The organism is Streptomyces coelicoflavus, from assembly GCF_003112555.1.
Classification (GTDB): Bacteria; Actinomycetota; Actinomycetes; order Streptomycetales; family Streptomycetaceae; genus Streptomyces; species Streptomyces coelicoflavus.
On the sequence record NZ_BEWB01000002.1, the window covers coordinates 593,832 to 607,316 of the forward strand.

Consider the following 13,485-nt stretch of genomic DNA (forward strand, 5'->3'; position numbering starts at 1 on the left):
ATGAGCATCATGCCCTCGCCCGAGGTCAACGCGATGATCTTCATCCTCACGGGAGAGCGGCTCATCGACGCGGACGAGGACCTCGCCTACGAGAGCCGCGGGCCGTACGCCAGGCTGGGCCGCAAGATCGACCGGATGTCCGCGCTGATCCAGAAGTCGGTGCACGACATCGGCCAGGCGATGCCGGACGACCTGTCGAAGGCGTACGCCGCCGCGATGGGCACCCTCACCGACGACGGCGGCCGGAACTACCTGCGGGAGTTCTCCGAGCAGCTCGACAAGATCGCCGAGGGCCGGCGCAAGACCTCCATGGACATCATGGAGTCCAAGTGGCAGGTGATCGCCGAGGTCATCCGGCTGCTCATCGAGATCGCCATCTACCTGGCGCTGTCCTTCTTCACCGGCGGTGCCTCGGCCAGCCAGATCATGCTGGCCAAGATGCGCAGCCGGTTCTTCATCCTCTCCACGCTCAGCCACCTGCTCCAGCGGCTGCACATCGCGCCCTCGCTGACCGAGGCGTTCTCGGAGGCGTTCACCACCTTCGCGGTCCGGCTGGCGATGATGAACTTCGCCCCCGACGGCCGCCGTCCCGACGGCTTCGACTGGGGCCAGATCCTCAAGGACGGCGCGTTCGGTGCCGCGGCCGGCGGTCTCACCAGCATTTTCGCCGACTTCGCCCGCAAGATCGTCAGGGGCTACGACGACACCTTCCTGAAGAACGGCACCGACCTCGACTACAAGGCGCCGCCGCCGAGGGTGAAGAACGACCCCGACCTCGGCATCGACAACCCCACGCCGAACACCAAGCCGGACCCCGACGCCAAGTTCGACACCACCTCGCACGACCGACCCGACCCGGTCACGGGCGGCCCCGGGCCGGGGTACAACCCGCCGACCGGCTTCCGGGACCTGTTCTCCTTCCGGAACAACTTCCGCAACAACCCCGACCTGTGGCGCAACAACCAACTCCTGCGCAACAACGCCGACCGGCCGGGCGCGCTCGCCGGGCACTACGGAGTCAAGGGCACGGCCGACTTCCTCGCCACCGGCTCCGGCGAGGCGCTCGCCGAGATCCTCATCAAGGGCGCCTTCGACGGCGACTGGTCCACGAGCTGGTCCACGTTCGTCGGCGCCGGTCTCAGCAGCCAGGTCGAGTCGACGCTCACCGACGGTGCCAAGAACGGCAGCGCCGAGCTGCGCAACATCCTCGAAGGGTTCCGGGGCAAGCCGCCCACCGTCTCGGCCGACGACACCGGGTCCTCCGGCTCCTCCGAGTCCTCCGGGGCACGGGACTCCGACGGGCCCTCGCGCGCCGGGGGCGGCACCGACCGCACCGACGACCCCGCCCCCGCGGGCACCGGCGGCGGCACCGGCGCGTCCGTCCCGTCCCCGCAGGGCGGTGGCGTCGAGGCGCCCCCGCCGTACTCCGCCCAGGAGCCTGCGCCGTACACGTCCCCGGCCCCGCCGCCGTACACGTCCCCGGCCCCGCCGCCGTACTCCCCAGGCCCGTTGCCCGTGACGGCCGCGGAGAACGGCCTGTGGCAGCAGGTCCACAACGGTTCCGCCGACCTCCGCGAGCAGGCCCTTCGCGACCTGGCCGCCCTGCGGGGCGCGCAGCCTCCCGGCGCCGTGGAGATCGGCGTCCGCGACGCCCTGCACGGAAACCTCTCGCGGGCCCCGGAGATCCGCGTGGTCCCCACGGGGAACGGCCCCGCCACCGAGATCGACACGGACGGCGTCCGCCGTGCGCTGGAGGGTTTCGGTACGCCGGTGACGGTGACCCCGCCGCCCACCGCCACCGAGGGCCCGGCGCCGGTGGGGGAGACGGGCGGCCGGGGTCCGGGAACGGCCCCGGGTTCCGGCACGACCCCGGCCACGGACACCGGGGGTGCCCCCGGTACCGGCAGCGACAGCGACGCGGGCGGCGGCAGTGGCGTCGGTGCGGGGACGGGGACCGGCAGTGACGTCGGTACGGATGCGGGGACCGGCGGTGGCGCGGGCGTCGGTGCCGACTCCGGTACCGGTGGCGGCGCGGGTGCCGGTCCGGGGCCGGTGGCCGGCGCCGGTACGACCACGGGTGCGGGTTCCCCCGCGGGTGCCACCGGTACGGGCGCGGCCGCCGGACCCGGTACGGGTGCCAGCGGCAACAACAGCGGCAGCACAGGGGCAGGCGCCGGCCGCGGTACGAGTACCGCTCCCGGTACGGGTGCCGGCACCGGCCCGAACACCGGTACACGGGCCGGCGAGACAGGTGGCGGCGACCGGGGTGTCGTGGACTCCGACGGGGCGGCTCCGGCGACGGGGGAGGCCCCGCCTGCCGTTGGCGAGCCGGCGGGCCGGGGCGCGCCCGTTTCCGGGGTCGTGACTTCGACGGATGGTGTGCCGGGGAGTCCGGAGGCGCTGTCCGGTGATGTGGCTCCCGTGCCGTTGGAACCTGGGGCGGCCGGTTCCGTCGGGGCGACGGGGGAGGCTCCGCCTGCCGCCGCCGAACTGGCGGACCGGGGCGCGCCCGTTTCCGGGATCGTGACTTCGACGGATGGCGTGCCGGGGGGCCCGGATGTGCTGCCGGGTGATGTGGCTCCCGTGCCGCCGAAGCTCGGGGCGGACGGCTCCGTCGACGCCGCGGGGGACGCCTCGCCGCTGACCGTCGTCGTGTCCGACGGGCCCCCGCCGGCGGCGGCTTCGCCCGAAGCGGCCGCGCTCCTCGACCGGGCGGGCGCCGACCGCGCCGTGGTGCTGGGTCCGCCGACGGCGTCGGACGGAACCGGACGCCCGGTGCGGACCGCCGCCGAGTTGACCCGCGAGACACCCGACGCCCCGGTCCGCGTACGCCCCCTCGCGGGTCCTCCCGCCACCGACGCCCCCGCGACGGGCACCGGGTTCCCCGGCGCGGACGTACTGCTGCCGCTCGCCGACGCGCTCGGCCCGGCTCCGGACGCCCGGCCCGTCGCGACCGAGAGCACCGGGTCGGTGGACACGGAGCCGTCGTCGGACACGGGCCCGTCGGTGGAAACGAAGCCATCCGCCGACAGGAACCCATCCGCCGACAGGAATCCATCCGCCGACAGGAATCCATCCGCCGACACGAATCCATCCGCCGACACGGACCCGTCCGCCGACACGCCCCCGTCCGCCCCGGCGGACCCGTCCCGCAAGGCGCCGCTGCCGCAGGCCGACACCCTCTCGCAGGACGGCGACGGACCCGTACCGAACGGCGACACGCGGACCACCGGCGGTCCCGCGGCCAAGTTCGACCTCTCCTCGCGGCCGTGGAGCGAGCCCGCCACCGCACTGCACGTGGAGTCGGGTGCCGACGGCGGCGCCGCGCCCCTCGCCTCCCCGCCACCGCCCGCCCGGGTCGTCGTACGTCCCGCCGACGGGGTTCCGCGACCGGTCGGCGAGCCGGCCCTCACCACCCTGGACGGTCGTTCCGTCCCGCTCGACCAGGTGCGGCGCCTGGTGCCGGACACGGCCGTACGGCCCGAACCGGGGCGCGCCGTACGTACGCTGACCATCTCCCAGGACCCGTCCGACGACGGCACGGCCCGTGACGCCGGACGCCGGGCGCTGCTCGGACAGGACGGTTTCCGGGGCGTCCGCACGGAGTCGGACCCGGTCGTCCCGAACCCGACCGGCACGGTGGGCACGGGCACGGTGGACACCGGGTCGTCCGTCCCGCGTGCCGTGTTCACCGGTCCGCCGGCCCCGCTCCCCGGCGCCGGTACCGAACAGGGTGCCGACTACTTCGTCGGGCACGGCACCCCCCGAGCCGTCACCCTCGGCACGCACGACGCCTCCCGGCCCACCGTGAAGGTCAGCGGCGTACAACTCGGTGAGGCGCTCCGGGTGTGGGCCGCCGACGGCGACACGGAACGACCCCTGGTGCTGTACTCCTGCGAGACCGGCCGGCAGCCGCGGATCGCGGGTCTGCCGGTGGCCCAGCACGTGGCGAACCGGACCGGGCGCCCCGTGTACGCGCCGACCGGCGAGGTGGGCACGGCCCGCGACAAGGACGGCGAGGTCCGCGCGGTGCTCGTGGAGAACGAGGACGGGCCCGGACGGTGGCGGCTGTTCACCCCGGAACCCGGCGGCGGGGAGCTGGACCGGCTGGCGCGGGACGCCGGTCTGCACACGGGGCCCGGACCGGCGGACGCGTTCGCCCGCGTCCGCACGCTCCAGCAGGTCCGCACGTTGCGCGACGCGCTCGGCCCGGACGCCGAACAGCGCCCCGAGAGCCGCGAGTTGCTCGCCGGCCTCGCGTACGTGGACGGTCTGCGCTGGCACGGCACGGACGGCGGGGCGCGGTACGGCGACGGCCGCATGACCCCCGACCTGCTCCGCCGCATGGCCACCGACTGGCACGCCGCCGGGGGCGGCCCGGCGAGCGGCCGCGGGGACGGCCGTACCGCCGTCGACCCGGTCACCGGGCCGGCGCCCGAGCAGTACACCGCCTTCCTGCGGGCGGCGGCGGCCGCGCGGGCCGGCCAGGGCCCCGGCAGCACACTCGACGACCTGATCCCCCCGCCGCCGCCCTCCCCGCCGCCGACCGCGCTGGTCTCCCAGGACGACGTGCGTGGCCTGGACTACGCCAAGTCGGCACAGGTCGCCTGGGGACTGTCGGACGATCCGCTGCCCCTGTCCCAGCTGGGTCTCGGTCCCGACGACACCGCCGAACTCGCGCGCCGCAGGCCCGACCTGGCCCCCGTGCCGAGCCGGCCGGAGAGCCCGGCCGAGGATCTGACCCGGTTCGGCCCGGTGCCCGCCGCCCCCGACTCCGGCCCGGCGGACGTGGTCCGCGCGGGCGGGCGGGTCTTCCACCGGGTCGACGCCCGGCCCGACGGCAACTGCTTCTTCCGGTCGGTCCTCGACAGCGCACGCGCCGTGGCGGTCCCGCCCGCCTGGGCCGCGGGGAGCATCGCCGGGCTGCGCGCGCGGGTGCGGGACCGCGTCGCCCACAGCGAGCTGGGCGACATCGTCGACGCCCTCGTGCCGGACCCGGTCCACTCCGTCGTGAACGACCTGCGGCTGCGCGCCCTGGCCGGGGAGACCGACCCGGGCGCACAGCGGCGGATCGCCGAGGAGTGGGACCGGATCGCCGGGGAGGTCGTCACCGACGGCGACGCCGGCAGGTGGCGGGAGATCGTCGCGGGCAGCGACTACCCCGGGCTCGCCGAGGTGGCGCCCACCCCCGCCGACGCGCGGCGGCTCGGCGGACGCGGGCTGCTCGCGGCCACCGCCGGACGCGTGGACCTGTGGCCGTCCCCCTTCGCCGACCTGATCCCGGAGGCGCTGGCGCACACGCTCGACCTCGACCTGCGGATCGTGCAGCCCGACACGCGGACGCCGGGCGCCCTCACCACGGTCGCGCTGCACCCGGGCGGCACGGGCGCCCCCCTGCACGTGGAGTACAACGGCACCGATCACTTCGACGCCCTGGTACCCGCGCCGGACCCGAGCCCCCTACCCGTGCGGAGCCCCGCACCGGACCCGAGCAGCACCCCGGACCCGAGCACCATGCCCGACCCCGGCCCCGTCCCGGACGCGAGCACCACGCCCGACCCCGGCCCCACTCCGGACCCGGACCCCGCTCCGGAGGGTTCCGACCCGTACGGGGAATGGCTGCGCGAGAGGGCCGGGATCACCGACCCCGACGCCGACCCCGCCGACCCGGGCGACCGGGCGCCGCTGGAGACGCAGTTGGACCGGTACCGTCCGGCCCGGCTGCTGACCGGCACGGACGTCCGGCCGCCCGGCCCGGCGCCGCGCTCGGTCACCTTCGAGGACGGCAGCAGGCTCCCCGCCGCGCTGATCAGGCCCGGCGCCGACCCCCGCGACACCGGCGGGGACGGCACGCCGGGCGCCGAACCCACCGGACTGTTCGCCGGGACCGGCGTCCTCGGCCTGCGCGGCCCCGAACTCGCGGCGCGGCAGATCCTCGACGGGCTGCCGGAGCGGCTGCGCACACGGTTCGACGAGGAGGAACTGCTGCGGCTGCTGACCGACCAGCCCTCGGCGTTCACCGCCCCGCGCGGCGCCCGCCTCGTGGGCCGGGAGAAGTCCGGCGTCGGCCTGGAGATGACGGTGGAGGCCGTTCCGTACCACCGCTGGGTGCGCCTGCCCGACGTGGGCGGCGGCACGGTCAAGGCCGACACGATGCGGCGCGGGCAGGCCGGCACGGGCGGCGGGCGCAGCGTGGGCTTCGGACGCCGGATCGCCGGGACGCTCAGCATGGGCCCGCCGCTGGAGTGGCTGCTGAAGATCGGCGCCTCGCTGGGCTGGGCCCGCCGCACCGACTACTCCCAGGGCACCGCGGCCTACCAGCAGACCGAGCACCGCGCCCACGAGGGCTCCCACCTGCACCTGGACGACGTCCACTACCGGGTACGGGTCCACCGCGTCACCGAGGCACCGCGCTCCGCCACCGCGGCCGTCACCGATGGCACGACCGGTGGCACGGCCGACGGCACGACCGGCGGCGCCACTGGTACCGGCCCGGCTCCCCGCTGGACGCGGCAGCTGGTGCACACCGCCGAGTTCGGCATGCGGGACGGGCTGAGCTGGCGGCTGCCGGACGACCTGACCGTGCCCTACGCGGGGCCGCGCCGGGCACCCGGGACGCTCACGTTCCCGGAGGGGGAGCACCCCCGGCTGCTCGACTCCACGGGCCTGTACCTGACGGACCCGGCGGAGGACGTGGCGCTGGCCCTCGCGGGCGCGCGGCCGGGCAGCTCCGCCCACCGCACGCTCGTGTCGTACACCCGGCCCGGGCGGCTGCTCGGCATCTTCGGACGGCTCACCGGGCCGGTCAGCGGTCCCGAACTCACCCGGGGCCGGGGCCGGCGCCCGCTGGGACACCTGGTGGTGGAGCGCTCGGTGCCGCACCGGGCCGACCTGGTCACCGAGTCGACCAAGGTCGAGGTGCGCGACCTCACCCAGACCACGTACTCCAACCAGCGCGGGCACGTCCGGGAGACCCGGTTCGGCGTCCAGGTGACCTCCGGTCCGAACCACCAGTTCGCCGGTCCGGTCACCGACGTACGGGTGCAGGGCGGTCCGGCGGTCCGTACGGACTTCGCCGCCGGGCGCGGGCACTACCTGGGCACCGACGCGGCCCGCAAGGTCACCGGCCGGGTCCGCAACCAGCCAATGGCGCTGTACCGGGTCGAGCGCACCCTGATGGTCCGGGGCGCCGGCGAACCCAGGTCCGCGGCACGGCCCGTACGGGTGGTCAGCCTGGACTGGATGTCCACGCGGGACGCCCGCAGACTGGCCGGCTGGGACAGCCGTACGCCCGGCCGTACGGGGCCGAACCCGGACGCCGAGCCGCCCGTGCCGTGGTACCTCAAGAAGGACGACCCGGTCCATCTGGGCGGCCAGGTCCGCGCGGAGGGCTTCCGCCCCGACACCACGCCCGCGCCCGGCCCGCAGACGGCACCCGCGCAGGACGACGGCCCGGGGACGACTCAGCCGCAGCCCGGTCCGCAGGCCGACGGAACGCCGCTGACCGACGCAACACCGCAGACCGATGCAACACCCCAGGCCGACGCGACGCCGCAGGCCGACGCGACGCCGCAGCCCGCCCGCGAGCCGTTGCAGCAGTTCGCGGAGACGGTCCTGGACACCCTGCACGCCTCCTACCCGTCGCTCTTCGTCCCGCCGGCGATGCGGAACCACCCGCGGCTGGCGCGGCTCCGGTACAGCGACACGCGGCTGCGGACGGCGTGGTTCAACGAGCGGCAGGTGCGCGAGGCGCTGAACCGGCCGACCCTCGCCCAGGCGCTGGACGACCTGACCACCACCGGCGTCCCGGTCACGCTCGTCGAGGACGGAAAAGTCCGTCGCGGCCACCACACGCTGACCCTGCGGGCCCGGCTCACCGACCGCCGGTTCGAGACCACCCTGAACGAGCGGACGCTGCGCAACGCGGTGATCGGCAGTGAGGTCGCGGGTCAGGGCCAGCAGCAGTCCAGCACCTACACCGCCGGCGTCGAGGCCGGCATCTCGCCGCGCGGCCACGACAAGGTGGGGAGTACCGGACTGCCGCGCCAGATCGGCAACCTCATGGTCGGCGGGCGCTACGCCCACACCCGTCAGGAGGCCACCCGCAACACGATCACCGTCGCCCACGACCACCTGACGTCGCAGAGCGGCATCGACCTCTACAGCTACCGCGTCGAGCTGATGGCCGACTTCGAGGGCCACCGGCGTCCGCGCGGCTGGCCCCGACTGCTGTCGGCCGGGCTGCTCGGCACCGGCGTGTTCGTCAGCACGGTCGCCGAACGCCCGCTGTTCAGCCGCGGCAGCGAGCCCGTGGGACGCGTCGAGCTGGCCGTACCCGCCGCACACGGCTCCGCACGCCACGCCCCCGCGGACCCGCCCGCCCCCACGACGTCCGCGGACGGTACGCCCGCCCCCGCGACGTCCGCGGACGGTACGCCCGCCCCCGCACCGCAGCGGCTCTCCGCCGCCGAGGCCGACCAACTGCTCGACGGCACCCGGCCGTTGCCCAGGACGGCCCCGGCGAACCAGTCGCTCGTCGGGCGGCTGCTCAGCGCACCCCACGTGGTGCTCGGCGTCGAAGGCGGACCGCGCCGCCGGCAGCTCATGCAGGAGACCGCGGACCGCGCCTCCGGCGGCTCCTGGCACACCAGCGCCCCCGGCGCGCCGGTCCGCACCGCGCTGCGCCGCGCGGTGACCGACCTCGGCGTGGCCGGGCAGCTCGGCCAGTACCTCGGCCCGTTCGGCACCCGGATCACCGGCCTCAACGGCGCCGGACCCTTCCGTACGCACTACCTCAAGGCCGCGGTCCGCGGCGAGCTGGACAACGTACGGGTCATGAGCGACCCCAAGCCCGCCTCCCTGGAGAACACCCTCGCCAACGACCACAAGATCACCGGCAGTTCGAGCACCACCTCGCGCACCACGCTCGGGCTCCAGGGCAGCGACTCGCCGCTCCAGCAGGCACCGGGCGTGCAGCCGGTGTCCGGCTCGTACGGCACCGCGCTCCAGTACGCCTGGGGCAAGGGCCGTGCCCTCGCGCAGTCCGTCACCCGCGGCCGCAGCACCACCCTGACCTACGCCGGACGCATGTACCTGGTGGTCGCCGACGCCGCCGAGACCGTCGCCGTCCGGGACCGCTGGACGGCCGCGATGGGCGCCGTCGGCACCCGGGCCGGGCAGCGGATCGGCGCCGCCGCCGGACGGCTGTCCGACCGTGCCGGGCAGACCCTGTCCCCGCGGCGGGCCGCCGCCGCACTCCAGCGCGTCCGCGACGCGGTCATGTTCCACCTGCCGATGCAGGACGCCATCGAGACCGGCCTCGCTCCGGACGGCCTCGGCACCGGCACCCCGCGCAACCTCGGCGGCGGCTACCGCGTGCCGGGCTTCCTGCGCGGCCGGCGCTTCCCTACCCACCCCCTGGGCCGGCTCGACGCGAGCCGGGCGGCGCAGCAGCTCATGCCGCGCCTGGAGAAGATCGGCGTGCCCTCGCACGACCGCGAGCAGGTCCTGCAGCGGCTCTCGCCCGACTTCCTCCGCGCCCACCTGCACGAGCTGACCACCGACGGGATGTCCCTGCCCGTCCGCTACCGCGCCTGGTCCAGCCCCCACCACCTGCCGGTCGGCGGCAGCCCCGCACAGGTCCGGTTCAGGCTGACGCCGGTCACCACCACCGTGGAGCGGCTGCGCACCGGCTACGAGGTGGACGACTACCGGAACCTCGTCCGCGACTCGGCGCTCGGCACCACGCAGGACCGCGGCGGCGACCTCACCCTGAGCGTCGGCCAGCGCACCCCCGGCAGCGACGTCCTCGCGGCCAACCCCTCCCTCCAGGGCACGGCGACCGGGCAGCAGGCCGCCACCCGCACGGACACCGAGGGCAGCACCGCGATGCCCGACATGGCCACCACGCAGGCGCACGCGGAGGTCGTCACCGGCTACACCCTGTCCGTCACCATGACCGACGCCGCCGGCGACCGGCTGGCGCCGCACGCCGTCGCGCACGTCGGCACGCTCCACGAACTCGTCTCGGCGGGACTGCTCACGCCGTCCGGTCCCGGCGCCGACGGCACGCTCACCGAGCAGGACGTCGCCGAACCCGAGCGCGCGGTACGGATGCTGACGGCCGACCGGGCACGCCGGGAGGCCGTCGCCGCCTGGCGCACCGACGGCGACGACATCCTGCCCTTCGACGACCGCACCGGGTCCGGGATGCTCGCCGTCGACTTCCGGGGCGCGGCCAACGTGGCGGACGCGCTCACCCTCGCCACCGCCCGCGCCGACGGCCTCGGCGACGGAGACCTCGGCGGGCGGCACACCGGCGACGCCCTGGCCGCGCAGGTGCGCATGGCCCGCCACACCCCGCTCACCGCCCTCGGCACGGCGCCCGCGCAGGCCCAGCAGGAGGCCACCTCCCAGGGCGGACTCGCCGCCGCGTTCCGCGAGGCGCTCGGCGCGGACGGCTCCGTGCTGCCCACCCAGTCCTCCGCACGCCTGATCGGCCAGTCCCACACCGCCGGCGCCCGTCTGCACGCCAGGATGCACCGCCGCGGCGCGCGGCTGCTCGCCGTGGAGAGCGCGCCCCGCATGGAGTCCATGCAGCGGCGCAAGACCGCCCAGGCGGAGGAGACCGGGATCACCGACAACACCGAGGGCGCGGCCGGCACCGCGCCGCTGGTCTCCACCACGGGCGCCGGTCTGACCAATCCCGGAGCCACCGCCCCGGTCGGCGGCGCCAACGACGGCACGGCGCCCAAGGAGTCCGAGGACGTCACCCTCGGCACCCACGTCAAGTACGGCATCGACCGCAGCATGCTCTTCGCGCTGCCGGTGAGCTGGCTGGCGGTCTCCGAGGCGGACCACCGGTTCACCGACAGCCGTCCCGTGCACGCCCTCGGCAAGGCCCGGCGCGGCCCGCGCGCAGCCGAGGCCGACACCACCGCCCTGGTCTGGCTGCGCGAGAACCAGGCCCGCGAGTACGGCCTGCTGGACGACACCTCCTTCCCCGAGGAGGCCGCCACCGCCTGGGACGACATGGCCAAGGGCGCCGCCGACCTCGCCGCCGCCGAGAAGGAGTACTACGACGCCCGTGCCCGGGCCCGGGAGGCGTGGCTCTCCCTCGCTCCCGCCGAGCGCGGCGCCCTCGGTGACGGCGACCCCGGCCGGACCTCCCCGTTGACGACCGTCCTGCCGCGGGACCTCGCCGAGTCCCCGGCCGTCCGCGCCTGGCAGAGCGCCCGCGACGACGTGGGGCTGTGGCGGGACCGGGTGGACGCCGCCGCCGCGGACCACCACCGGCTGCACCTCGCGGCCTCCCGGCTCACCGCCCACCACCAGGGCTCGGCCGCCGTGCCGGTGCGGGACGTGCCGCAGGAGTACACCGAGCCCGGCTGGCGTTCCGAGGCCCCCGCCCCGTACACGGTCACCGGCGCCGACGGCACCGGGCCCCGCACCCTCACCTCACCGGACGGCACCGTCGTGCGGACGGTGCACGACGTACCGCACGACGGCGCGTCGTTCTTCCACGCGCTGATCGCCGCCGCCCACGCGAGCGGCCGGCTGCCGCGGCTGCTCGGCGCCGACCTCGCCGACCGGTTCGCCGGGGCCCCGGGCGACCCCGAGGTCACCGCCGACGCCGTCCACACCGCCCGCGACCGGCTCGCCCGGGAACTGGGCAGGCCGGACAACCGGGACCTGCTCGACGCCCTCGCCGCGGACACCGCCGACACCTTCACGCAGGAGGAGCTGGACGGCGCGGGCGTGACGCTCTCCCGGGAGCAGCAGGCCGAGTTCGATGCCCTCGGCCGGCTCCCGGAGACGTTCTGGCCGACCCCGGCGCAGCGGGCGGCGCTGGCCTCCCTCGCCCTGGCCCGCCCCTTCGCCGCCGAACCGCTGCCCGCGGACGCCGGGCGCCCCGACGACGCCCCGGCCCCGCCCGAGCGCCGGGCCGGCGACCACGGCGGGGCCGACCTGCTGCCCGCCCTGGCCGCGCGGCTCCTCGGCACCTCGCTGACCGTGGTGACCGGCGAGGGCCGCGAACAGCTCTTCCTGCCGTACGGCGACGGCACCGCCCCCGACGGCCCGGCCCCCGTCGACCGCGCGGCCGACCCGGTGCTCCTCGCCGCCGACGGCCACTTCCACGCGGCCCTGCCCGTCCCCGCCCCGGCCCCGACCGCCACCGCGCTGCCGCAGCCGGCCCGCGAGGCGTCCGGCGCGAACGGCGCGCCGAACCCGTCCGGCGCCACCTCGGGCCCGAGCGGGGAACCGTCCGCGCCGCCCGCGCACCGCAGTCACAGCACCGCGCCCTGGCTCCCGCCCGCCGACGCCGACGGGCCGCGCTACCGCCTCGCCCGCGACGGCGTACTCACCGCGCCCGACGGGGCCACCTACGCGCAGGGGACGCCCACCGGCCGGGGCAACGGCTTCTTCGGCGCCCTCTCCACCGCCCTGCGGCACGCCGCCGCACAGCCGGGCCTGGACGGCCGGGAGGCCGGCCGGCTGCTCTCGCGGGCGGCGTCGACGCCCGCCCGGCTCATGCGGCTGAACGGCCTGCCGGGCACCCCGGCCGAGCGGACCTCGCTCTTCTCGCCGCCGCCCCCGGCCCAGCGCCGCGGCGCCCCCGCGCCGAGCCCCGAGGCGAAGGAGGGCCACCTGCGCCGCCACCTCGCCGACGCCCCCTGGACCACCACCGGGGCCGACGCGGCGGTCGCCCGCTGGGCCGCCGCCGCGACCGGCGCCACCGTCATCCTGGTCGAGGAGAACGGCACCGCCCACACCTACCCCGGCCCCGGCGGGGACGACGGCCCGCACCTGCGGCTGCGCCGCCGCGGCGGCGACTTCGTGCCGCTGATCGAGCGCACCCCGGCCCCGCGTCCGGGCCGGGAACGCGGACCGGACCCCGAGGAGGCGTTCGGTCTGGACACGCTGTCCGGCGCGGCGGGCCCCGGCCGCCACGACGCGCCGGGCAGCCTCCCGGAGGGGACGAGCCGCGCCGCCGCACCGGCCGAGGCCCGGGAACGGGTCGGGACCGGCCCCGTGACGCTCCCAGCGTCCACCCCGCGGGCCGGCCCGGACGGCGCGGTCCCGCCGCCACGGCCCGGCCGCCGTCCGATGACCACCGTGCAGGAGGCCTCCGACGAGTCCGAGGACTCCGACGCCGAGTCTTCGTCCGACTCCGACTCCGACGACTCCACCGACGGGAACGAGCGGCCGCCCTGGGCCGACACCGGATGGCTGAACACCGTCTTCGGCCCCCGGTGGGACACCGTGCCCGTCGACCGGCTCAGGGAGACCTCCCAGGCGCTGTACGAGCTGGTCGAGGCCGAGGCCGGCGCGGACCGGGCACCGCAGGCCCCGTACCGCGCCCTGAACCGGGTCGCCCGTCAGGTCCTGCACCTGCCCGGCGACGCCCGGCCGGGCCCCGCCGACCACCAGCTCCTCGGTTCCCTGGCGCTCGACGCCTCCTCGGACGACCTGGAGACCACCGAC

1 protein-coding gene (cut by a window edge) is annotated in these 13,485 nt (G+C 76.6%); it reads left to right on the forward strand.

What is annotated here, in order from left to right:
• Nucleotides 1-13,485, forward strand: the 5' portion of a protein-coding gene (locus tag Sco07f_RS02840; RefSeq protein WP_108986827.1) for a lonely Cys domain-containing protein. The gene runs 16,143 nt beyond the window's last position; the window shows 13,485 of its 29,628 coding nt (coding positions 1-13,485); the start codon lies at nucleotides 1-3; its stop codon lies off the right edge, out of view.